The organism is Cobetia sp. MB87 (assembly GCF_011319755.1).
Taxonomy (GTDB): Bacteria; Pseudomonadota; Gammaproteobacteria; order Pseudomonadales; family Halomonadaceae; genus Cobetia.
On the sequence record NZ_VFBC01000007.1, the window covers coordinates 404,134 to 426,865 of the forward strand.

A 22,732-nucleotide genomic window follows, 5' to 3' on the forward strand; every position below is an offset into this window, starting at 1 on the left:
CCCTGCCTAGCGGCAGCGGGTGGCGTTGTCGTTTGTGCGGGGCTGGTCTTTCAGGGCTGGTCTTTGGACTGGGGCTCGCTCGTCTGTGGCTTGCTTGTCTGTGGCGAGCCTGTGTCGGAGGGCTCAGCGGGTGCGTCTGAGGGCGCGGTGGCGGACGATGAAGAGGTCTCGACAGAGGACGCTGTCGGCGTCTCAGGCGTCTCGCCCGCGGGACTGGCCGGTTCAAGCGGCGCGGCGAGCAAGGCCTTGGCCTCGTCGCTGTGCGACCACTGGATCAGGCTGTCGATGGCCGCGAACAGGGCATCGACATCCTCTTCCAGCTGCGACAGGCCGCTGACGCGGATGCGGGTCTCCAGTGCCTCCACCAGCAGTGCCAGACGCGGCACGCCACAGTAGCGGCAGGCGCCGTTGAGATAATGCACGCCATCGAGCATCGCCTCGTTGTCACGCGCCTGCCAGGCGCGACGGATCCTGGCCTCGCTCTCCGGCAGGCTCTCGATCAGCAGCCCCAGCATCTCCAGAGCCAGGGCCTCGCGGCCTCCGGCCATCTCCACGCCCAGCGCCATGTCGACCACCGGCAGGTCGGCGTCCTGCTCCAGGCTGAGCTGACTCTTCGCGGCAGAGCGGGGCAGGGGCGCTGCCGGCGACGAGGACTCGGCCTGGCTGGCAGCGTCTTTCACTCCCGGCGGCAAGGCAGACGTCGCCTGGCTGCGAGCAGGGCTGCGCGGTTGGTTGCGTTCTGGACTGCGCGATTGGCTGCGGGCAGGGCTGCGCGATTGGCTGGATGACCGCGCGGCCTGCGGTGGCGGGTTCAGCGAAATGCCCAGATGACGGCTGAGCAGGTTGGCCAGCAGGCCTTCATCGATGGGCTTGATCAGATAATCATCCATGCCTTCCGCCAGCAGCTCTCGCCGTTCATGCGCCAATGCATGGGCGGTGAGGGCGATCACCGGCAGGTGACGGTTGCCCTCGCGATGCTGATGCCGCAGCGCCTTGGTGGCTTCCAGCCCGTTCATGCCCGGCATCTGGATATCCATCAGGACGGCATCCACGGTCTGCTCCTGAGCCAGGGCCAGCGCCTCTTCGCCACTCTGGGCGGCCAGGGTGTCCAGCCCCATGTCGGTCAACAACTCCTCGGCCAGCAGGCGGTTGGAGGGGTTGTCATCGACTACCATCACGCATTTGCGTGGCGGTGCGGACGTCTCCTGACTCGCAGACTGGGCGGTGGGCTCAGGTCTCGGGCTAGCGGGCGTCTTGACAGGCGTGCTGGCGGGCTTGGTGCTCGCGTCAGGCGTGGCGGTCGGCTTGGCGGCTGGCGCCGTGCTTGCGTCCTGCTCACGTGTGGCCGGCTCGAACGAGGAGAAGGAGGCGCTGCGCGGCGCCTGAGTCGGGTCGCGGTGAGGTGAATGCAGCAGATTGGCCAGCTTGTGGCGCATCTGCAGGCGTGTGACCGGCTTGCTGACCACCTCGTCGATGCCGTACTGCTGCAGGTTCTCGGCGTCGGCGGGCAGGGGCGCGTTCAGCAGGCCCAGCACGCGACACGGCAGATGCTTGAGGCGCGCGCCCCATTCATCCAGCCGCTTGAGGTCGCGGCTCTCCAGCGCGACCACCACCAGGTCCGGCTGCTCTTCGATACCGACCAGCGTCAGTGACCAGCGGGTCAGCAGGTAACTCAGGGCGCGACGGGTGGCCGAGTGTGGCTCGATCAGGCAGATGCGTTGATGATCGAACACGACTTCGCGCGGGCGCTCCTCGATGCTGCTCACCGCCACCGGCACGCTGAACAGGAAGGTGGAGCCGTGGCCGGGCAGGCTGTCGACCTGGATCTCGCCGCCCATCTGCTCGACCAGTCGCTTGGAGATCATCAGCCCAAGGCCGGTGCCGCCGAACTGGCGTGCTCGTGACGGATCTCCCTGTGAGAAGGCCTGGAACAGGCGATTGCGCTGGGCGCTGTCCATGCCGATACCGGTGTCTGCCACCGCGATCTTGAGGCGGGTGTTGCTGCCGGACAGATCATCCACCATCACGCGCACGATGACTTCGCCGCGCTCGGTGAACTTGACGGCATTGGCGACCAGATTCGTCACCACCTGCTTGATGCGCAGCGGGTCGCCCTCGAAGCGCTGCGGCACGTCGTCATAGACAAGCCCGAGCAGATGCAGATGCTTGCGATGGGCCTCCGGGGCATGCATGGCGAGCACTTCCTCGATCAGCGGCTCGATGTCCATCTGCACCTTCTCCAGCTCGAGCTTGCCGGCTTCGATCTTGGAGAAGTCGAGAATGTCATTGATCAATGACATCAGGCTCGAGGAGGCATTCTGCATATGGCCCAGCCAGTCGCGCTGGCGGTTGTCCAGATCGCTGCGCCCCAGCAGGTTGCTGAAGCCGATGATGCCGTTGAGCGGCGTGCGGATCTCATGGCTCATGTTGGCCAGGAATTCCGACTTGATGCGGTTGGCTTCCAGCGCCTTGCGGCGCGCCATGTCGAGCTCGATGTTCTTGATCTCGACGGTTTCCATCGACTCGTGCAGGTCCTGGGTGGTCTGTTCGATCTGGTCCTGCATGTCCTCGCGGGCGCGCTTGAGCTGCTCGACGCTGCGGTTGTAGTTCTCGGCCAGCTCGGTGAGGTCGTCATTGCCTGCCACCGGCAGCTGGCGGTGAGTCTCGCCGCGCGCCAGACAAGTGAGGGCCTCGCCCAGCTCATGCAGCGGCTGCAGCATGCGGCGCGAGCCATGGAAGGCCAGCAGCAGCAGCGCCAGCCCGAAGACCAGATTGGCCAGCCCGTAGCCGACCAGCAGCTGGTAGCGATGCAGCACCAGGCGGGTGTCGGAGGCCTCCAGCACCAGCCATGACATCCGCTCGCCGCGTTGCGTCTCGCGCCACGGGTCGATGACCGGCATCACCATCACCAGCGAGTTCGGGTCCGAGGGGTAGGCCTGACTCTCGACCAGCGTGCTGGTTTCCGGACGCTGGCTGGGGCCGAGATGCAACAGGGCGCCGCCGTTGGCGGTGCGCAGCGTCAGGGCGCGCACGTCGCGCTGGTCGATCAGCATCTGGGCCTGCTCGTGCAGGCGCTGGTCGTCAGCGGCGAGGGCGGCGTTGGCCATGCCCGGCATGATGGCCTGCATGCTGGCCTGCAGGCGCTCCATCATGGCCAGGCGCTCACCGCTGATCTCGCGGTCCACCGCATACAGGCTGAACATCAGGCTGGTGGCGAGGGGCAGCAGCAAGAGGGCAAGCTGGAATCGGGTACGAAGCAGCATGGCAATCCATCGTCAAAGGGCGAACGAGCATCAGCGGCAAGCATACCTCGCGCTCTTGAGCGAAGCGATGGCGAGCGCCCTGACAGGGCTGGGCGGGAGCGATATACTGCGCGCATCATCTACACCCCGACGCGGCCCCCCGTTCGTCCTTGGTCCCGATGCCAGCGCCTGACCGCTGTCATTCGGCTGTCCGGGCGCGGCGTCTCTGGAGTCTGCCTCTCATGTCTCATCTCAGCGAAACCCCCGGTGACGCCACCCCTGGCGCGTCCGATTATCCCAGCCTTGCAGATGTCGTCGGCAACACGCCGCTGGTGCGCCTGACGCGCATCACCGCGGGCCGCAACAATGTGCTGCTGGCCAAGCTGGAGGGTCACAACCCCGCCGGTTCGGTCAAGGATCGTCCGGCGCTTTCCATGTTCCAGGAGGCGGAAGCGCGCGGCGAGATCTCGCCCGGCGATACCCTGATCGAAGCGACCTCCGGCAACACCGGCATCGCGCTGGCCATGACGGCGGCCATCAAGGGCTACCGCATGGTGCTGGTGATGCCGGCCAGTGCTTCCAGCGAGCGCAAGCAGGCGATGGGCGCCTACGGGGCCACGCTGATCGAAGCCGATGGCATGGAGCACGCGCGGGATCTGGCCGAGGCGATGATCGCGCGTGGTGAGGGCAAGGCGCTGGATCAGTTCGCCAACCAGGACAATCCGCTGTCGCATTACCGCACCACCGGGCCGGAACTCTGGCAGCAGACCCATGGGCGCATCACGCACTTCGTGTCCTCGATGGGCACCACCGGCACCATCATGGGCACCTCGCGCTATCTGAAGGAGCAGAATCCGGCCATCGAGATCGTTGGCCTGCAACCTGCCGAAGGCGCCAGCATCGCGGGTATCCGCCGCTGGCCTGCCGAGTATCTGCCGCGGATCTTCGATGCCTCACGCGTCGACCGCACGCTGGATATCGGTCAGCACGAGGCCGAGGTCTGCATGCGTCGTCTGGCGCGGGAAGAAGGCATCCTGGCCGGTGTCTCCTCCGGCGGTGCGCTGGCGGGCGCGCTCAAGCTCGCCGAGCAGGTCGAGAATGCGGTCATCGTGTTCATCGTCTGTGACCGGGGAGACCGCTATCTCTCGACAGGCCTCTATACCCAGGACGACGACATGACTCAGCAGGACACGCCCCACAATGAAGCTGTCGCAGGGGAGCGTTCCTGATGGCGCTGCTCGGACAGAAGCGACCGGCGCGCAAGCCGACCCGTCGCGAGAAGGAAGTGGCCAGCCGTGGCACCCGCAATGCCAGCGACGCCGACAGCCAGTGGCTGACGGTCGACCGCCTGGCCCATGACGGGCGCGGCATCGCCCATGACGAGAGCGGCAAGACCCAGTTCATCGATCAGGCCCTGCCCGGCGAGCGCGTGACGCTGGCCATCCACCGCACCCACAAGCGCTTCAATGAGGCGCATGTGCGTGCACGTGACAACGCGGCTGACAGTCGCGTGACGCCGCCCTGTGCCTATTTCGGCAGCTGTGGCGGCTGTGATCTGCAGCATATGGCGCTGGATGCCCAACGCACCCATAAGGTGCAGGTGCTGGGCGAACATGCGACACGCAATGGCGTGACGCTGCCCGAGATTCAGCCGCTGGGCGATGATGAAAGCCGTTATCGCCGCCGCGCGCGTATCGGCGTACGCGTGACCGATGCCGGTGAATTGCAGTTCGGCTTCCGGGGACGCGGCAGCAACCAGCTGGTCGATATCACCACCTGCAGCGTGCTGGTGCCGGAGCTGGACCGTCTGCTCGCGCCGCTGCGTGAGCTGATCGAAAGCCTCGAGGCGCCCAAGCGTCTGGGCCATCTGGAGCTGACCGCTGCCGAAGGGCAGGTCATCGTGGTGGTGCGCCAGCTCAAGGCGGTGCCGCGTGATGCGCAGCGCTGGCAGGCTTTCGCCGAGCAGCACGGCCTGGTGGTCGGCTGGCGGGACGGACGGGATCCGGTGGTGCTGGAGTGGCTGTCGGGCACGCCGAACGCCGCGTATTCGCTGAATATCGGCGCAACGACGCTGCGTCTTGCTTTCTCGCCGGGCGACTTCGTGCAGGTCAATGCGGCGCTCAATCAGCGCCTGATCGACACCGCCTTCGAATGGCTGGGCGACGTCAGTGGCCTCAAGGTGATGGACCTCTACGCCGGTGTCGGCAACCTGACCCTGGCGGCTGCCGCGGCCGGCGCCAGTGAGGTGACGGGCATCGAGGGCAGTCAGGGCATGGTCGACCAGCTGATGGCCAACGCCGAAGCCAACGGGCTGGCGCAGGTGAGTGCACGTCGAGCGGACCTGAGCAAGGCCCTGCCGTCACTCGAGGGTATCGACCTTCTGGTACTAGACCCGCCGCGTGATGGCGCTCAGCCTCTCTGCGAGGAGCTGGCACGTGATCTGCATGCTGGGAGGGTCAGCCGAGTGCCGCAGCGTGTGCTGTACATCGCCTGTGACCCGACCACGTTGATGCGTGATGCACGGCTGTTGCAGGACGCCGGTTATCGCGTCACGCGTGCCCTGATGGCGGACATGTTCGTTCACACGGCACATCTGGAATCGATGTTGCTGCTGGAGCGGGCGGAAGACTGAGGCGGTGCCCTCGGGCACTGTCATCAAGATGGCAAGATATTCAAGGACATAGGGTCATGGTCAAGGTGCGCGAAGATCAGCCGCTGACCGATAGCGGTGGTGTGGACATCCCGGTGTGGGTCGCGCGACTGCGCGAGGAAGTCCCGTCGGTGAATGCCGAGGTCATGGTGCAGGCCTGTGAAGTGGCGCTCAAGGTGGCGCGCGAGGCGGATGCTCGCGGTGACAAGCCGTGGCGCGAGCCGCTGCGCAGTTTCCGTTTCAGTCTCGAGATGGCCGACATCCTGTCGGAACTAAAGCTTGATCAACCGGCGCTGGTCGCGGCCGTGCTCTATCGCGCGGTACGTGAAGGGCATCTGGGGCTTGAGGCCATCGAGAAGCATTTCGGCAAGGAAGTGGCACGCCTGATCGATGGCGTGCTCAACATGGCCGCCATCAGTCAGCTGCAGGCGCCGAGTCATGGCATGGCGCAGCATGACCAGCAGGACAACCTGCGCAAGATGCTGGTGTCGATGATCGATGACGTGCGCATCGCGCTGATCAAGATCGCCGAACGTACCGTCGCCCTGCGTCACGTCAAGGATGCCCCGCGCGAGAAGCGCATGCGCGTGGCCAGCGAAGTCTTCGATATCTACGGGCCGCTGGCGCACCGTCTGGGCATCGGTCAGCTCAAGTGGGAGCTGGAGGACCTGTCCTTCCGCTACCGCGAGGAAGATGAATACAAGACCATCGCCAGGCAGCTGTCCGAGAAGCGCCTGGAGCGTGAGCACTACATCGCCGACCTGCTGGTCGAGATGCGCACTCTGATGAGCGAGCAGGGCATCAAGCACTTCGATGTCGCGGGCCGTGCCAAGCACATCTACTCCATCTGGCGGAAGATGAAGATCAAGCGCATCGCCTTCTCCCAGGTGTATGACGTGCGCGCGGTACGGATTCTGGTCGGCACCGTCAGCGATTGCTACACGGCGCTGGGGATCGTGCACTCGCGCTGGCACCACGTGCCGCATGAGTTTGACGACTACATCGCCAACCCCAAGAAGAATGGCTACCAGTCACTGCACACTGCGGTGGTAGGGCCGAGCAACAAGGTCATCGAGATCCAGATCCGTACCTTCGACATGCACGAGGAGGCGGAGCTGGGCGTGTGTGCCCACTGGCGTTACAAGGGCCACGATGTCGGCCACAAGAGTCGTAGCTACGAGGACAAGATCGCCTGGTTGCGTCAGGTGCTCGAATGGCAGGACGAAGTCGGCGAGAACGGCGGACAGGAGGCGATCCGTCAGGGGCTGAGCTCCGATGTCGCGCCGGACCGCATCTATGTCTTCACGCCAGAAGGGCATGTCATCGACCTGCCCAAGATCGCCACGCCGATCGACTTCGCCTACCGCGTGCACACCGAGGTCGGCCATCGCTGTCGGGGTGCCAAGGTCGACGGGCGTATCGTGCCGCTAACCTACAAGCTCAAGACCGGCCAGCAGGTCGAGATCCTGACCGCCACCAAGGGCGGCCCGAGTCGCGACTGGCTCAACCCGAATCTGGGCTATGTGCGCACCTCGCGGGCCCGCGCCAAGATCCAGACCTGGTTCAAGCTGCAGGCACGTGACCAGAACGTCGATGAGGGCAAGGCGCTGCTCGAGAAGGAATTCTCGCGGTTGGCGCTGGAGAATCTCGATCGTGACAAGCTGGCCAACGCCGTCAATTATCCGACGCGTGATGACATGTACGCTGCCATCGGTGCCGGCGATCTGCGCGTCGGCCAGGTGCTGCATCAGGCCCAGCAGCTGTTCGGCGATACCGATGATCAGGAGCAGCTCGAGCGCCTGCTGCGCCAGCGCAAGCCGCAGGGCAAGGAAAAGCCCGACGCCGTCATGGTGCTGGGGGTCGGCAATCTGAAGACCACCATGGCCAATTGCTGCCACCCGGTGCCGGGTGATCAGATCGCCGGGTTCATCACCCAGGGGCGCGGCGTGACCGTGCACCGTCAGGACTGCCCGAACCTGATCCAGCTGCGTTCGGACGAGCCGCGTCGCATCGTCGATGTCGACTGGGGGCAGCGCTCGCGCAACCAGTATCCGGTGGATATCGAGATCCAGGCCTGGGACCGCTCCGGCCTGCTGCGTGATGTCACCAACGTGCTGAGCGGCGACAAGGTCAATGTGCTGTCGGTGAACACGCGCACCGATCAGCTCGACAACATCGCCACGCTCAAGATCACGCTGGAAGTCGAGAACCTCGACGTGCTGGGGCGCGTATTCGCCCGCATCCAGCAGCTGCCCAACATCATCGACGTCAAGCGCCTGCGGGTCGGGGGCGACAAGGCATGAGTCGCCGATTCGATGCCAGTGTCGATGTCGCTGCAGGCAGGCAAGTTGATACGCGCTACACCCTCGATGACCTGCTGACCCTGATGGCCGTGCTGCGTGACCCGCAGTACGGTTGCCCCTGGGACAGCCGCCAGGATTACGTGAGTCTGGTGCCGCACACCCTGGAGGAGGCCTATGAGGTCGCCGATGTCATCGAGCGCGCCGCGGCCGATGCCAGTGTGCTCGAGGAGTTGCCGGCGGAACTGGGTGACCTGCTGTTTCAGGGCGTCTTCTACGCCCAGATCGCCAGTGAGCAGCAACGCTTCGATTTCCACGACGTGATCCATGTGCTGACCGAGAAGATGCTGCACCGCCATCCGCATGTCTTCCCGGATGGCACCCTCGCGTCGCGCCGTGAGGGCATCGCCACTCATGAGGTCGACGAAGGCTCGCTCAACGCCCAGTGGGAGTCGCTCAAGCAGCAGGAGTCCGGAGGCGTGCCTGCCAGCCAGACTGCCGGCGTCAGCGTGCTGGATGGCGTGCCGCTTGGTCTGCCGGCGCTGACGCGGGCGGCCAAGCTCTCGAAGAAGGCTGCGCGTTCGGGTTTTGACTGGCCGGACACGAGTGGCGTGCTGGCCAAGATTCGTGAGGAACTCGGCGAAGTCGAGGAAGCGCTGACCGAGGGCGATACGGCCCATGCGCGCGAGGAAGTCGGAGACCTGCTGTTCGCGGTGGTCAATCTCGCGCGTACTCTCAAGGCGGACCCGGAGCAGATGCTACGCGCCACCAATGCGCGCTTCGAATCACGCTTTCGCCATGTGGAAGCCGCGATCGCAGGGCAAGGGCGTACGCTGGATGAGGCGTCGCTTGCCGAGATGGATGCGCATTGGGATGAGGCCAAGCGCCAGGAACGTGCCGCTGAGCAGACGCGACGGGGCGATGGTGCAACGTCAGCAGCGCGTCCGGTGAGGCCGCTGGTCCGGTGAGGGAGCGTCGGCGCAGGGTATTGGGAAAAGGGCATCTGGAAAAATGTAGTAAGTTTACGCGATAGTCGGATTGTGGAGCCAAGGCCCGCGGTCGTATGCTGAGGGGAAGCGATCAGGACGCGAGTCTTGTCCTGCTTTCCGGTCTGCTGCGCCGCGGGTCTTTCCCTTTGCGCCAGTGTCTTCACCAGCGCCAGACCGGTGTCTTCCCTCAGCCGGTTGTCATCAGGTGTCTTTGCGCAATGAGGGAATCTGTTGTCAGCTATCTGACGATGTGCCCCTGGTGACAGGGGAAGATGACCGCGGCAGCACCGTCACTCCCAAGGAGGGTTTCATGAGTCACGACTTGCATGAATCGTTGCGCGATAACGTGCGTATTCTCGGTGACAACCTCGGCCAGACCATCGCGGCCGACCTCGGCGATGACTTCGTCGCACGCATCGAGCGCATCCGCGCCCTGGCCAAACAGGGCCAGCAGGGCGATCAGGCTGCCCGTCATGAGCTGATCGACTATCTGCGTGATCTGCCGGATGGTGATCTGCTGCCGGTCACCCGGGCGTTCAACCAGTTTCTGAATCTTTCCAACATCGCTGAGCAGCACTACCGTGGCCGCTTCAAGCGCGTCGAGGATTATCGTCCCGGCAGCCAGCCGGACCTCGGCGAGCTGATCACGCGTATACGCGAGCGTGGTTTCAGCGCGCAGAAAATCGTCGAGGAGCTCTCGGCGATGCGTGTCGAGCTGGTACTGACAGCGCACCCGACGGAAGTCATCCGCCGCACCCTGATCCAGAAATATGATGCCATCGAGGGCTGTCTGACCCAGATGGAAGGCGCCTGTGATCGCCCGGAACAGGCGACGCTTGCGCGTGCACGCCTGACCGAGCTGATCAGTCAGGCCTGGCACACCGACGAGATTCGCCACGAGCGTCCGACGCCGGTGGATGAGGCCAAGTGGGGCTTTGCCACCATCGAGAACTCGCTGTGGCAAGCGGTGCCGGACTTCCACCGTCAGCTTGATGAGATGACGCTGGACGCCGCCGGTGAGCGTCTGCCGCTGGACGCCGCGCCGATCTGCTTCGCCTCCTGGATGGGCGGTGACCGCGACGGCAACCCCAATGTCACCGCCAGCGTGACGCGGACCGTGCTGCTGCTGGGACGCTGGATGGCGGCGGACCTTTACCTTCGCGACCTCGAACAGCTCAAGTCGGAGCTGTCGATGTGGAAGTGCACGGCCGCTCTGCGTGCCGAGGCCGGCGATGTGGCCGAACCCTATCGCGAGATCCTGCGCCGCCTGATCCTGCGCATGGAAAGCACGCGTGACTGGGCCAAGGCGGGCCTGGACGGCAAGCGCCACGAAGGCGTCGATATCATCGAGACCCGCGAGCAGCTGTATACGCCGCTGCTGGCCTGCTACCGCTCGCTGTGCGATGTGGGGCTGGACACCATCGCCAATGGCGCACTGCTCGACACCCTGCGTCGCGTGGCCTGTTTCGGTGTCACCCTGACCAAGCTCGATATCCGCCAGGAAAGTACGCGTCACGCGCAGGTCTTCGACGAACTGAGCCAGACGCTGGGGCTGGGCAGCTATTTCGAGTGGGACGAGCAGCAGCGCTGTGACTTCCTCACCAGGGAGCTGGCTGGCCGTCGCCCGCTGATACCGCGCCATTGGGAATGTTCCACCGACACGCGCGAGGTGCTGGATACCTTCAAGGTCATCGCGCGCGAGCATCGCGAGGCGCTGGGCACCTACATCATCTCGATGGCCGGTCAGGCCTCCGATGTGCTGGCGGTGGCACTGTTGATGAAGGAGATCGGCGGTGATGTGCGTCTGCCCATCGCGCCGCTGTTCGAGACGCTGGATGATCTGGATCGCTCAGGCCCCGTCATCGACACGCTGCTGGGCATGCCGATCTATCGCGAGCAGGCCGGTGACCGTCAGGAAGTGATGATCGGTTACTCCGACTCCGCCAAGGACGCCGGTCAGCTGGCGGCCGCCTGGGCACAGTACCGCGCCCAGGAAACGCTGGTGGAAGTCACCAAGCGCCACGGCGTCGAACTGACCCTGTTCCACGGCCGTGGTGGTACGGTCGGTCGTGGCGGCGGTCCGGCGCATGCGGCGATCCTGTCTCAGCCACCGGGCTCGGTGACCGGCTCACTGCGGGTCACCGAGCAGGGCGAGATGATTCGCTTCAAGTTCGGTCTGCCGGACATCGCCAGTCGCTCGATGGAGATCTATGTCTGCGCGGTGCTGGAGGCCAGCATGCTGCCGCCGCCGGCGCCCAAGCAGCAATGGCGTGACGAGATGGATCGCCTGGCCGGCATCGCGCACAAGGCTTATGTGGGCGTGGTGCGTGAAGACCCGAATTTCGTGCCGTACTTCCGCTCGGTAACGCCGGAAACCGCGCTGGCCCGCCTGCCGCTGGGCTCACGCCCCGCCAAGCGTCGTCAGGATGGTGGCGTCGAGACGTTGCGCGCAATTCCGTGGATCTTCGCCTGGACCCAGATTCGCCTGATGCTGCCCGCCTGGCTCGGCAGTGGCGAGGCCTTCGCCACCCGCATGCAGGAAGAGGGCGGTCTGGAAGTGCTGCGCGAGATGATGAACGACTGGCCGTTCTTCTCCACCTATGTCGACATGCTGGAGATGCTGCTCTCCAAGGCCGATCTCTCGACGGCGGCCTACTATGAGCAGCGTCTGGTCGATGAGCCGGCCCTGAAGGCGCTGGGGCAATCGCTGCGTGATCGTCTCGAGCGCCTGGAGAAGGTGGTGTTGGAAATCCGCGATCAACAGGCATTGCTTGAGCATATGCCGTTGATCCGTCAGGCCATCGATGTGCGCAACCCTTACATCGACCCGCTGCATGGTCTGCAGGCCGAGCTGCTGCAGCGTAACCGCGACGCCGACGGCGCCATCTCCGCCGAGCTGTCACGCGCGCTGATGGTGACCATGGCCGGTATCTCGGCCGGTCTGCGCAACACCGGTTGATTCGGTTGATCCGGTGAACCAGCTGGCCCTGTTGATTTGCGCCTTGGTGTGAAGGGTTGGCCAAGGCCTATCAGCGCAAACAGAAAGCCCCCGTCAGGCATGCCTGGCGGGGGCTTTCTGTTATCTATCGGCCAACCATGGGGCTGTTAGCGCGCTGATCAGCGACAAGAGTTTAACTGCTAGAGTTCAGTCGTCAGCGACAATAGTGCAGCGATATGCGGGACTGCCAGGACTCACAGCAGGCCGCTGGCGCGCTCACCCACCAAGGGCATCAGGAAGCGTTCTCGCTGCCAGTCCTCATCCTGATCGAGCGCCACCAGATGCAGCAGTTTGGTGAAGGTCGCTTCCAGCGTCATGTCATCGCCTGACAGCACACCGATGGTGGCCAGACCTGCACCGGCTGCATAGTGGCCGATGGTGACCGGCCCGTGCGGACATTGGCTGATACCGGCCAGCAGCTTGCCTTCACCACGTGCATCGGCCAATACCCCCAGAAGCTCGCTGTCTTCTGGCAGATTGCCGCTGCCCCACAGCTCCAGCACGGCACCTTTGACCTCCGGGCGCATCAACTGCACGCGCACGCTCTCGGCGCTGATGCCGGGGTAGAGCGGCAGACGAATGATGCTGTCCTTGCCGAGTCGAGCATAGTCGGGCAGCTCGAAGGCGGGGCCCTGGTCATCCATCAGCCGGCCGGGGTAGAGCACGACGCGGTCATCGACCCATTCGCCCAGTAGCGGCGCATTGGGCGTGGTGAAGCCGCGGTGGTCCTGGGTGTACCACTTGCGGGTGCACACGCCACGCAGCAGCTGCCCGCCGAAGGCGACCACGACTTCGTTGAGGGTCGGCTGGGCGGCGGCGGTGAGCGCCAGTTCGACATTGCCCAGCGCGTCGCTGTGCTCGGCTTCCAGCGGCAACTGTGCGCCACTGACGATCACCGGGCGCGCGGTACCCTTGAGCTGGAAGGCGAGGCTGGAGGCAGTCCAGGCCAGGGTGTCGGTGCCCTGCAGCACGACGAAACCATCGAAGCTGTCGTAGGCGTCCGCGATCTGGCTGGCGATGGTGTGCCAGTCCGCCGGTGTCGCGGAGGAGGAGTCGATCAGCTGCGGAAACTCGCGCAGGGTGAAGGCGGGCAGACGGCCACGACGGCTGGGGGGCAGTTGTTCCAGTGCTGCACGCAGACGGGCATCGAAGTCACCGGCAGGTACCAGTCCTTGTTCACTTTCCACCATGCCCAGCGTGCCGCCGGTATACAGCACCAGGATGTGCGTCTCGGGAGTCATCGTGTCCACCTGCCAGAAATGGGAAAGCCGGCATTGTAACGCATGCCGGCTTGCAGGGGAGCTGTCGGAGTCGGGCGCTCAGCCGCGACGCGCGGGAGGTGCTCAGCTGATATTGCCACCGCCGATGCGCGCATCCTCCTGATGGGACATGGCGCTGACGCACATCACACGCACGCCTTCGAGCATGCTTTCAAGACTCATGGTCGGCAGGCGGCCATCGACACTCTGCTCGGGCAGCGCCGGGATATGCACGAAGCCTGAGCGGATGGGGCTATCCGCCAGATGACGCTGCACCCCATAGAACAGGTGGTTGCAGACGAAGGTGCCTGCCGTGTAGGAGACGCTGGCGGGAAGGCCCACCGCCTGGAGGTCGTTGACCATCGCCTTGATTGGCAGGGTGGTGAAGCAGCCGTCCGGGCCATCGGCCTCGATGGGCTCATCCACCGGCTGGTGGCCGCCGTTGTCCTTGATGCGATAGTCATCCAGGTTGATGGCGACCCGCTCCGGCGTGATGGCGCTGCGACCGCTGGCCTGACCGAGCATGATCACGGTGTCAGGGGCGTGCTGGCCGATGGCCTCGATGACGCTGTCAATCGCGGCGTAGCGTGTCACCGGCACCCGGCAGGTGATGATCTCGAAGCGCTCATCGGGCTGGTCGTGCATGGCCAGTCTCTGGCCGTCCAGTTGTTCGATGATCTTGAGGGCGGGATTGACGCTATCCGTGCCGAAGGGCTCGAAGCCGCAGAGTAGCAGACGATGCATGATGAAATTCCTTGGCTGGCATCGATCACCGCGGGTCACTGCTGGCGGTGATCGATGCGCGGGTGGGAGTGGGAGATCAGAAGGCCAGCAGCAGCATCAGGCTGATGTTGGCGGCCAGCATGACCAGCGCAGGCAGTATCTGTGCGCGAATGATGTGGTAGCGGTCATCCAGTTCCAGCAGGGCAGCCGGCACGATGTTGAAGTTGGCGGCCATCGGCGTCATCAGCGTGCCGCAGTAGCCGGACAGCATGCCCAGCACACCGACGATGGCCGGGTTGCCGCCATGCAGCGCGATGACCAGCGGATAGCCGATGCCGGAGGTGATGACCGCAAAGGCCGCGAAGCCGTTGCCCATCAGCATGGTGAATACGGCCATGCCGACGCAGTAGGCAATCACGCAGGCGATCAGGCTGGTATCCGGCACCACGCTCGAGACCAGCCCGGCGATGGTCTGGCCGACACCGGCCTGATCGAACAGCAGACCGAGGGCGGCCAGGAATTGCGGCAGGATGGCGGCCCAGCCGATGGCATCGGCCAGACGGCGACCTTCCTGCATGCCGGTCGCCGGGCTCTCGCGCAGCAGCAGCAGCGCCACGGCAAAGGCCAGCACCGTCGCGACGCCAAGGCCGACCAGCGCACTCTGACCTGTTGTGAGGGTGTATAGGAAGGTACCGACCGGAATCACCAGCGCGGGGATGAACAGGCGCGACCCGAGACGCTTGCGGCGCGCCTGACGCGCCTCATCGCTCAACTGGCCGTAGTTGCCGAACCCGAGCTGACCGGTGGCAGCCAGCAGGGCCAGCGCCAGCATGGCAATACCGACCACGACATCGGGTAGCCACTGACCAAATGCCAGGCTGATGCCGAAGATCATCCAGAAGGCACTGGTGCCGAGTCTGCGGGGATGATCACGATCGGTGAGCGTCAGGGCGGCAAAGGCCATGATGGCGAAGCCGGTAATCAGGTAGAGAGCGTCGATACCGTTCATGAGTGGCTCTCCGTCGCGGAAGTGGTGAAGGTGTCCTTGCCCGGTGTGGCGTTGGCCTGGCCGGAGGGCTGGGGATACTCCTCGCGCAACAGCTGATGTTCACGGCGAATGCGTGCGTCCAGCCGGCGGCAGAGCACGAAGACCACCACCAGTGACACCAGCGCGGTGGGAATGGCATACAACGCCATGTCGGCCAGGCTGACGCTGGCGCCGCTCTTGTCGAGCACGCTCTTGATCAGCAACAACCCGCCGGAAGCCACGAAGATCAGCTGGCTGAAGAAGTTGCCGAAGTTCTCGCTGACGGCATTCAGAACGCGTATGCGTTGGCTCAGGGCCTTGAAGCGTGGCGAGCTCAGCGCCTCTTCGGGGAGATCACGTTCGGCGGCGCCGACTGACATCGGGGCGACCAGCGGTCGGATCATCGCCGGGTGACCACCGAGCTGCAGGCCGAAGGCATTGGTCGCCTTGCGCAGTACCAGGTAGCTGAAGGAGATGCGTCCGGCGCTGGCGGCCCGCAGTTTCTGGACCAGATGTTCGGCCTGATCGCGCAGGCCATTGCGCTCGAGCAGCCCGATCACCGGCAGGGTGATGATGAACAGCGAGACGGCGCGGTTGTCGGTAAAGGCCTGACCGAGCGCGGCGAGAATTTCAGTAGGTGACATGCCGGCCACCAGGCCGGAGGAGAAGCCTGCCACTAGCACCACCAGCAGCGCATTGAGGCGCAGCGCGAGGCCGATGACGATGATGGCAACGCCGATCAATGACAGCATGAGGTGTCTCCCGTGCAGGGGGAGGACAATGGAATCCTTTCGAAGGACATGAGCCTGTGCCTCTGGGTGTGAGCTTGTTGTTATGCGGGTCTTGTTGCGAAGCCGGTCGAACATTGCCTGGCTATCTGAATATTGCCGAGCCGTTCGAACATGGCAGTGCCGTTCGAACATGGCAGGACGCAATGTTCGTTGCTTTACAACGAGAACTCAGAGGGTAGAGCGACACCAGAGGAATCCAAATGAGACATTCGGAATATATAAATTTCAACGACAAGTAGTATCGAGAGAACCTATCATCCAAATATGAATGACAGATAATATTGATACCTTGCTGGGGCCTTGCCTCACCCCGTGGGGGAGAATGATGTCAGCCATCGACCACTTCGGTGCTGCCATCTTCGCGCAGGCAGATACGGCGGCGCTTGCCGACCTGATAACCAAGCATGGCGGCGCTCAGCAGGATCAGCGCGAACAGCGACGCGATCACGCGCAGGTCGGCCGTGATTTCCAGCAGGATGCCGACGGCGAGTGGCCCGAGGGCGGCCAGCATGTAGCCGGTGCCTTGTGCCATGCCGGAGAGGGCGCCCGCCAGACGTGCATCGGAGGTGCGCAGCACCAGCAGCGTCAATGCCATCGAGAAGCTGCCCCCCTGGCCGAAACCGAGCAGCACGGCGAACAGCCAGCGCAGGGAGAGTGGCCCGATCATCAGTCCCAGCAGGCCGATGGCGGTACAGGACAACAGCAGCAGGATGGCGGGGCGCTGGTCGCGCCCCATGCGGCCGATCACGGGGGCCAACAGTGCGGTGAGCACCTGGGCCATCACCGAGGCGGCCAACAGCCAGCCGGATTCGATATCGCTCAGGCCGCGCTGCTGGAGCAGGAAAGGCAGCCAGCCAAAGACGATATAGGCCAGTGAAGACTGGCAGCCCATGAAGAAGGTGACCTGACGGGCCAGCGCCAGGTGCCACAGGCGAGGGGTGGCCTGCTGATGGCTGGTCATCTTCTCTGGCCACGGGTGGGGCATGCTCAGGCGCCAGGCGGGAAGCGCGATCACGACAAGCAGCGCCCAGCAGGCCAATGAGGCTTGCCAGCTGTCGAGAAGGTTGGCCAGTGGCACGCTGAGTCCCGCGGCCAGCGCCGCACCAAGACATAGCGCCATGGTGTACACGCCGGTGAACAGGTCGGCTCGCTCAGGATGCTCACGCTTGACGATGGCGGGCAGCAGGGTGCCGGCGACGCCGATGCTGCCACCACATAACAGGGTGCCGAGATAGAGCAGTAGTGCCATGTCACTGGCCCGCAACCATAGGGCGATGCCGAGAGTGGCCAGGGCAAGGCTGAGGGTGCGCTCTACCCCCAGGCGGCGGGCCAGGCGCGGCGCCAGTGGGGCGAACAGCCCCAGGCAGACGACGGGCAGTGTGGTGAGAAGGCCCGCTGCCAGCGTGCTCAGGCCCAGGTCCTGGGTGATGCGATCCAGCAGGGGCGCCAGGGATGACAGCGCCGGACGCAGGTTCAGGGCGACCAGAATCAGGATGAGCAGGAAAAGGGATGCTGGCATTCGGCGCATGAGGAAACCTGAACGAGAGGACAGGTCTGTGAGAATACCGGCATATGCTCAGGCTGTCTTGCCGCGAGCCGCTCTTCCTCTCACCGGGCTGGACAGCAGAACGCTCGGCAATTGCCGAGCGTTCTGTTTCAATGCGTCTGTCTCGATGAGCCTTTCTCACTGTATCTGTCCTGGCTCAATGTCCCGTCGCGATGCGCCGCTTGCCGGTACCTGAATGATCAGTACTTGGGCTCAAGCTCCAGCTCGCGTGTCGTACTATCGACCCTGCGTGCTGGGGCGCGTTGACGCGTCGTGGCGCCGTCGGCATGCACATCGTGGCCGCGGGGAGCGACATTGCGCCATGCGGGCGTCTTCTGCAGGCGCTCGGCATTGGCGCGTGCCATATTGGAGACTGGCTGGCGACTCGCCTTGGCGCGAATCAGGGTCATGTCCTCAGTGCTCAGCAGCATGCCCTGGGGCGTGCGCTCCAGCACGAGATGGCCACGGAAGTGCCAGCAGCGCATGGGGGTATGCGCGACACGATAGCGATGACCAGCCACCTCCAGCGAGATGGCTTCCTTCGGCTGGCAGCCAAGGGGATGCAGAGTCACTTCCTCCAGCAGCACCAGACGATTGAAGTCGTCCGGCTGAAGTACCTGATTGCCATCATGCATGCGCACCGGGAAGGCATGGTTGTCACGCTGCAGCTCACGCCGCTTGTGACTGACGCTGCCGTTGCCTTCCACGATGCCGGCACCACACACATGCACGAGCTCGCCATCAATCTGTTTGATGACAAGCACCTCGACGTGGCGCTGCTTGAAAAGATGATCACGCAGTGAGCGTAATGGCATGGCTGAAATCCTCATCTACACCATCCGTTGGCTGAGTATATCCGTCAGAGCCCGAGTCATCTCTCTGACCGACAGGCGCTTCCATGCTGCCTGCCAAGTGATATCTCGCGCTGATAGCCACATCATACGCCGTTTGTGAACATTTTTCCCGAATCAAGCACCAGTCTGGGGATAAATCATCTTGTCATGACACGTCTTCATGACAGCTCGGTCAGGCAGATGACTGAGAGCACTGCATCCTCGTGTCAGGTTACTCATACTTGCCCAGCACGGCCCGGCAGATGTCAGCGAAATTGCGTGCTTCCGGCGGGTGTTCCAGGTTGAGCCCCAGCGCCTTGCCGACGCGGGAAGCGGCGACCAGGCCACGCACGCTGGGCTTGCCATCGTCGCCCTGCTCGGTCACCAGCAGGTGGGATTCACCGCTCTGACGCAGCGTCTCGACCAGGTCCCCCACGCGGGCGCGCTTGAGCACGGCGAGAGGAATGCCCTGCAGCTCGGCGCGGGGGATCTGCACCATGTCGGTAGTGACTTCGTCGCGCTGAACATTGAAGCGGGTCATGGCGCGCATCACGACTCGGCCACCCTGCAGTTCTCGTGAGGTCACCACGCCGGTGAAGGTGCCATCATGATCGTGGACCAGCAACAGACGCACACCCGCCTGTTTCATGGTCGCCAATGCCTGACCGATGGAGGCGCTGCCCTGAATGCTGCGACCGGCGGTGACGGCAAAGTCCGTCACCAACTCACTGGCTGGGCTATCCATGGTGATGTCGCCGATAGGCTGCAAAGGCAGGCGAGCAGAGGTGACATGAGAGAGCGTTTCGACGTCGAGGGTATGATAAGCCGACGGTGCAATGGCATTCATGGACTGACTCCTGTAATCGGATGACGAGCATATTCTGGGTACTGTGAGTCAGGTGAGAGCCAGGAGTTTCCTGCACGATGGGTAACCTCAGGTTGCTACTGTCGCAACATTGGCAAGGATTTCGATCTATCAGGTCAATATCTGTCGCTATCTGTGCGAGAAAGGAAATGGATAGATTCCATTTCGGAAACAAATGCTCCCCCGGCAGATCGGCATTGGCATGAGTCAGCAGTTTCCCGGCCCCTGACGGCAATGATGCCCACTGCACGAGGCGAGAGGGCATCATTGAGGCGGTTCAGGGAGTTATCCCTTCATCAGGAGCTGGCGTGTACGTCTGGGCGCGTCACACCCACTGCTTGAGGTCGCCGCGTACGGCATCCAGGAAGGTGATGAAGTCCGTCTGGTCGTCGGCGTCGCAACGGTCCACCTTGCAGGCCAGCTTCATCTTGGTACCGGCGACGATTTCGTCATACACCTCGAGCGTGAGTTTCTCGACGCTGGCATCGGCGGGTTCCTGCTCGCCATCCAGCAGGCTGAACGTCGTCATCAGCGTGCCGCGAAGACGCGTTGTGCCGCCTTCCGCGACTACACGACGCACCTTGAGCCAGCCTTCGCGCACCATGATCTCACCCTGCGCATCGCGTTGCTTGTAGATGGTGCGATAGCATGCATTCTCGGAGACGCCCTTGGCGGCCATGCTTTCGTAGGCCTTGATCATGCGCGTCGCCATGGTGCCAGCTTCGGCGATCTTGCGGCGGGCAGCACGATGTTCACGTTCCAGGCGGTCTTGCTTGGAGAAACGCTGCCACAGGTGGAAGTCGCGTGTCAGAGTGGTCGCGTCCATTACAGTCTCTCTTCTCTAAAAACGGCGGGGAAAAGTGGGTGGCGGCTACTGCCATGTCCAGGCGCTGATGGTGTCACGAAGGCGGACGATTGTCTGCCCGGTTCTTGCCTCGGACGTCGAGGAGGGCCCGAGTGCCAGGTGGTGTGGGTCATGCAGCCTGGCGGCGAGATGTCAGTATTGCCATGCTCAAGAGTACCATTGACTGGTCACGGACTATTTCCAGCCCGGTCATCATCACGACTGAAATTAGGGCTTATATACTGCCTGAAAACCTTCGAGCACCCCCCACAAGGCACACTTTGTGAGAATCTTCGACTGCTGATCCTCGAGACTGCTGATGCTTCACGCTCAGGCGCCTGCTACGTGAGCCACGCCGCTGTGATGGGATTGCCAGTCTCGCAGGCGACGACTGCTGGTACGCGTGGAACACATGCCTGACTACGTGCATGCCTTGAAGGATGCGCAATGCAAATGGCTGTCACGTTCCATACAGCAGCGTGAGATAGAATAGACAGGTAAAATCATCAGGTGGCGCGCAGCGAAGGCACATGGGAAGTGCCGTAAATGAGGAAGGAATCATGGCGAAAGCAGATCGCCGTCGCAAACCGGGAAGTCGGCAGGGTGTCTTGCGCACGGTAAACATGAAGTGGCGGTGGCCAGCTCCGGCGGGGCTGGCTGAGCGGCACCTCGTGCTTTATCAGTTGTTCATGTGGATCTATATCAGTGCGCTCGGCTGCCAGCTGGGCTACTTCGCTCTGCTGGGCCTGCAGCCTTATCCGCAGCCGGTGGTGATCAATGTCATCGGCGTCCTGCTCAATGTCTTGGCCATCCTGTTCCACCGCAAGGGGTACATGAACACCGCGTTGCTGTTGCTGGTGGTGCCGATGTCAGCCAAGGCGGCATGGTGGGAATACCAGTTCGGCGCCGAGGGTGGCTTCGAGTATTTCCACATCGTCGCCATCTTCTTCATCTGTATCGCGTCCTTGTCACGCATTCAACGACTATTGTTCAGTGGTGCCCTGCTGCTGTTCTACATCGGCGCTCAATACCTCACCAGCCCGGTCTATATCGTTTCCTACGAATTCATGTCGTTGGCCAGTGTCGTCAACCTGGTGATTTCCGTCACCTTCATCGCGGTGGTGGCCGTGCAGATCGGGTGGGAGGCTGAGCAGCGCGAGAAGCGCTACCGTCGTGACTTGCGCCATGACCAGCTGACGGGGGCGCTGTCTCGTTTTGCCTTGCTGGAAGAGGGGCCGCGTCTGCTGAGTCGTGGTGGCCTGGGAGTGCTGATGATCGATGTCGATCACTTCAAGGCCATCAACGATACGCAAGGGCATGCGATTGGTGATGAGGTGCTGATAGAGCTGACACAACGACTGCGTCATCACCTGCGTGGCAGTGATCAGTTGTGCCGCCAGGGGGGAGAGGAGTTCGTGGCCCTGTGTCCGACGGAGGACCGAGAGGGGCTCCAGCATGCAGCCGAACGCTTGTTGCTCTCGATCAACAGTCGTGCTTTCACGCTGAGCAACGGCCAGCTGCTGCGGGTTACCATCAGTATCGGTGTCGCCCAGGGCGGGCCAGCCGCTTGCGCGGAATCACTGCTGCCGGACCTTCTGCAGCGTGCCGATCAGGCCATGTACCGTGCCAAGCGCGAAGGACGCAATCGAGTGGTGACCGTCTGGGATACGCCCGATCACGGCGCAACCAGTCTCGATCAGATCGAGCCGCCTGATCACGATCACGGCCACAACCCCGACAGCCTGGCCATGCCTGGCACGCAGCACCTGGATACTCCAGGCAATGGATCAGGCGAAGCGGCCTCGGCCCCCAGTCGCTCTGATGTCAGTCACCATGACGATGTGCAGACCGCCGATGAGGTCTATCAGTGGAAGCGCTGACGCAAGGATGATGGCTTTGCCATTTCACCTCATTGGGCGTGATATCCGTGCGTGATCCACGCTCTCACCAAGTGGAGAGACAAGTTGATGATGGATTCCTGTGGCAGCATTTCACGCCAGGTGTCGCGCCGGCTCTTGCGGGGACTGCTGGTGGCGGCGCTGGTCAGTGGTATGCCGCTTGCGGCGGTTCAGGCGGAGGAGTCGACGAATGCTGCGGCGTCTTCGAGTGACGGGCAGGCGCCCCGGGCGCAAGTGATTGCCGACCCGGCGACACCCTCTCTGCCGCCCGCCGCCAAGGCCAACAACAGCATCTTTCGTTGTATGCAGTCGGGTGTGCCCACCTGGCAGCAGCAACCTTGCCAGCAGGGCGATACCCCCGTCACGCTGGATGACTCGCTGACGGTGGTGCCCGCCGCTGACGTGATAGCAGAGACTTCAGGCGAAGACCCGACCGCGCAGCGCCTGGCGCGTGAGAAGGAGCGTGCCCTGGCCGCACGTGAGGAGAGTCAGCGCCAGTACCGCATTCGTTCAGCACTGGATGATGGCTATCTGGTGCAGGGCATGAGCGAGGCTCAGGCCATCTCGTTGCTGGGCAAGCCCAGTGATATCAGCGAGACGATTGCCGATGACACGTCCTGCCGTCTGCTGAATTGGTGGGAAGATGTCCGCGTGCAGTTCTGCAACGATGAAGCCGTGTCCATCACTGCCAATCAGCTGGACTGAGTGACTTGTGTCAGAGTCATCAAGGCAAGGGCCGGTGCGAGCTGAGGCGCTCGCACCGGCTC

General features: G+C 63.5%; 16 protein-coding genes. 7 read left to right on the plus strand and 9 right to left on the minus strand.

The window, feature by feature from the left end:
• Window positions 1-50: 50 nt before the first annotated feature.
• Window positions 51-3,263, minus strand: a complete 3,213-nt coding sequence (locus tag CDPAHKCJ_RS07830) for a hybrid sensor histidine kinase/response regulator (protein WP_166019307.1) — start codon at window positions 3,261-3,263, stop codon at window positions 51-53.
• A gap of 221 nt (window positions 3,264-3,484) precedes the next feature.
• On the opposite strand from CDPAHKCJ_RS07830, the gene cysM reads away from it, so the two are divergent.
• The 5 genes from cysM to ppc all read left to right on the plus strand — a co-directional run bounded on the left by cysM (window position 3,485) and on the right by ppc (window position 12,140).
• Entirely contained in the window at window positions 3,485-4,471 is a 987-nt protein-coding gene (cysM, locus tag CDPAHKCJ_RS07835) for a cysteine synthase CysM (protein WP_166019308.1), read from the plus strand.
• Window positions 4,471-5,874, plus strand: coding sequence for a 23S rRNA (uracil(1939)-C(5))-methyltransferase RlmD (rlmD, locus tag CDPAHKCJ_RS07840; protein ID WP_166019309.1), 1,404 nt, complete (start codon window positions 4,471-4,473; stop codon window positions 5,872-5,874). The genes cysM and rlmD overlap by 1 nt, the downstream gene beginning before the upstream one ends.
• Window positions 5,875-5,930: 56 nt before the next feature.
• Complete coding sequence (relA, locus tag CDPAHKCJ_RS07845) at window positions 5,931-8,195, plus strand: GTP diphosphokinase (RefSeq protein ID WP_166019310.1); 2,265 nt, start codon at window positions 5,931-5,933, stop codon at window positions 8,193-8,195.
• Complete coding sequence (gene mazG / locus CDPAHKCJ_RS07850; protein WP_166019311.1) at window positions 8,192-9,160, plus strand: nucleoside triphosphate pyrophosphohydrolase; 969 nt, start codon at window positions 8,192-8,194, stop codon at window positions 9,158-9,160. Before relA ends, mazG begins: the two co-directional genes overlap by 4 nt.
• A 331-nt stretch (window positions 9,161-9,491) precedes the next feature.
• Complete coding sequence (ppc, locus tag CDPAHKCJ_RS07855; RefSeq protein ID WP_166019312.1) at window positions 9,492-12,140, plus strand: phosphoenolpyruvate carboxylase; 2,649 nt, start codon at window positions 9,492-9,494, stop codon at window positions 12,138-12,140.
• 233 nt (window positions 12,141-12,373) lie between these two features.
• Here ppc and CDPAHKCJ_RS07860 read toward each other — a convergent pair whose 3' ends face one another.
• The 8 genes from CDPAHKCJ_RS07860 to CDPAHKCJ_RS07895 all read right to left on the minus strand — a co-directional run bounded on the left by CDPAHKCJ_RS07860 (window position 12,374) and on the right by CDPAHKCJ_RS07895 (window position 20,049).
• Window positions 12,374-13,420 carry an asparaginase gene (locus tag CDPAHKCJ_RS07860; protein ID WP_166019313.1) on the minus strand — a complete coding sequence of 349 codons (1,047 nt, stop codon included), beginning with the start codon at window positions 13,418-13,420 and terminating at the stop codon, window positions 12,374-12,376.
• A 102-nt stretch (window positions 13,421-13,522) separates the two neighbouring features.
• Entirely contained in the window at window positions 13,523-14,182 is a 660-nt protein-coding gene (gene pcp / locus CDPAHKCJ_RS07865; protein WP_166019314.1) for a pyroglutamyl-peptidase I, read from the minus strand.
• Window positions 14,183-14,258: 76 nt separating this feature from the next.
• Complete coding sequence (locus CDPAHKCJ_RS07870) at window positions 14,259-15,170, minus strand: DUF979 domain-containing protein (protein WP_166019315.1); 912 nt, start codon at window positions 15,168-15,170, stop codon at window positions 14,259-14,261.
• Window positions 15,167-15,940 carry a DUF969 domain-containing protein gene (locus CDPAHKCJ_RS07875; protein WP_166019316.1) on the minus strand — a complete coding sequence of 258 codons (774 nt, stop codon included), beginning with the start codon at window positions 15,938-15,940 and terminating at the stop codon, window positions 15,167-15,169. Before CDPAHKCJ_RS07875 ends, CDPAHKCJ_RS07870 begins: the two co-directional genes overlap by 4 nt.
• A 367-nt stretch (window positions 15,941-16,307) precedes the next feature.
• Complete coding sequence (locus CDPAHKCJ_RS07880; protein ID WP_240916701.1) at window positions 16,308-17,498, minus strand: MFS transporter; 1,191 nt, start codon at window positions 17,496-17,498, stop codon at window positions 16,308-16,310.
• Window positions 17,499-17,725: 227 nt separating this feature from the next.
• On the minus strand, window positions 17,726-18,340 hold the full coding sequence (locus CDPAHKCJ_RS07885) for a hypothetical protein (RefSeq protein WP_166019318.1): 615 nt from the start codon (window positions 18,338-18,340) through the stop codon (window positions 17,726-17,728).
• Window positions 18,341-18,590: 250 nt separating this feature from the next.
• On the minus strand, window positions 18,591-19,205 hold the full coding sequence (locus CDPAHKCJ_RS07890; protein WP_166019319.1) for a CBS domain-containing protein: 615 nt from the start codon (window positions 19,203-19,205) through the stop codon (window positions 18,591-18,593).
• A 343-nt stretch (window positions 19,206-19,548) separates the two neighbouring features.
• Complete coding sequence (locus tag CDPAHKCJ_RS07895) at window positions 19,549-20,049, minus strand: hypothetical protein (protein WP_131431471.1); 501 nt, start codon at window positions 20,047-20,049, stop codon at window positions 19,549-19,551.
• A gap of 707 nt (window positions 20,050-20,756) precedes the next feature.
• Between CDPAHKCJ_RS07895 and CDPAHKCJ_RS07900 the strand changes: the two genes are divergently transcribed.
• Together CDPAHKCJ_RS07900 and CDPAHKCJ_RS07905 are read left to right on the plus strand one after the other, a co-directional pair.
• Window positions 20,757-21,947 carry a GGDEF domain-containing protein gene (locus CDPAHKCJ_RS07900; protein WP_166019320.1) on the plus strand — a complete coding sequence of 397 codons (1,191 nt, stop codon included), beginning with the start codon at window positions 20,757-20,759 and terminating at the stop codon, window positions 21,945-21,947.
• A gap of 87 nt (window positions 21,948-22,034) precedes the next feature.
• Window positions 22,035-22,670 (plus strand): hypothetical protein, encoded by a 636-nt coding sequence (locus CDPAHKCJ_RS07905; RefSeq protein ID WP_166019321.1) that lies wholly within the window; start codon window positions 22,035-22,037, stop codon window positions 22,668-22,670.
• Window positions 22,671-22,732 lie beyond the last annotated feature (62 nt).

Coding starts and splice junctions, on each gene's coding strand:
- CDPAHKCJ_RS07830 (WP_166019307.1), bottom strand. CDS start 3,263: ATGCTGCTTCGTACCCGATTCCAGCTTGCCCTCTTGCTGCTGCCCCTC.
- cysM (WP_166019308.1), top strand. CDS start 3,485: ATGTCTCATCTCAGCGAAACCCCCGGTGACGCCACCCCTGGCGCGTCC.
- rlmD (WP_166019309.1), top strand. CDS start 4,471: ATGGCGCTGCTCGGACAGAAGCGACCGGCGCGCAAGCCGACCCGTCGC.
- relA (WP_166019310.1), top strand. CDS start 5,931: ATGGTCAAGGTGCGCGAAGATCAGCCGCTGACCGATAGCGGTGGTGTG.
- mazG (WP_166019311.1), top strand. CDS start 8,192: ATGAGTCGCCGATTCGATGCCAGTGTCGATGTCGCTGCAGGCAGGCAA.
- ppc (WP_166019312.1), top strand. CDS start 9,492: ATGAGTCACGACTTGCATGAATCGTTGCGCGATAACGTGCGTATTCTC.
- CDPAHKCJ_RS07860 (WP_166019313.1), bottom strand. CDS start 13,420: ATGACTCCCGAGACGCACATCCTGGTGCTGTATACCGGCGGCACGCTG.
- pcp (WP_166019314.1), bottom strand. CDS start 14,182: ATGCATCGTCTGCTACTCTGCGGCTTCGAGCCCTTCGGCACGGATAGC.
- CDPAHKCJ_RS07870 (WP_166019315.1), bottom strand. CDS start 15,170: ATGAACGGTATCGACGCTCTCTACCTGATTACCGGCTTCGCCATCATG.
- CDPAHKCJ_RS07875 (WP_166019316.1), bottom strand. CDS start 15,940: ATGCTGTCATTGATCGGCGTTGCCATCATCGTCATCGGCCTCGCGCTG.
- CDPAHKCJ_RS07880 (WP_240916701.1), bottom strand. CDS start 17,498: ATGCCAGCATCCCTTTTCCTGCTCATCCTGATTCTGGTCGCCCTGAAC.
- CDPAHKCJ_RS07885 (WP_166019318.1), bottom strand. CDS start 18,340: ATGCCATTACGCTCACTGCGTGATCATCTTTTCAAGCAGCGCCACGTC.
- CDPAHKCJ_RS07890 (WP_166019319.1), bottom strand. CDS start 19,205: ATGAATGCCATTGCACCGTCGGCTTATCATACCCTCGACGTCGAAACG.
- CDPAHKCJ_RS07895 (WP_131431471.1), bottom strand. CDS start 20,049: ATGGACGCGACCACTCTGACACGCGACTTCCACCTGTGGCAGCGTTTC.
- CDPAHKCJ_RS07900 (WP_166019320.1), top strand. CDS start 20,757: ATGTGGATCTATATCAGTGCGCTCGGCTGCCAGCTGGGCTACTTCGCT.
- CDPAHKCJ_RS07905 (WP_166019321.1), top strand. CDS start 22,035: ATGATGGATTCCTGTGGCAGCATTTCACGCCAGGTGTCGCGCCGGCTC.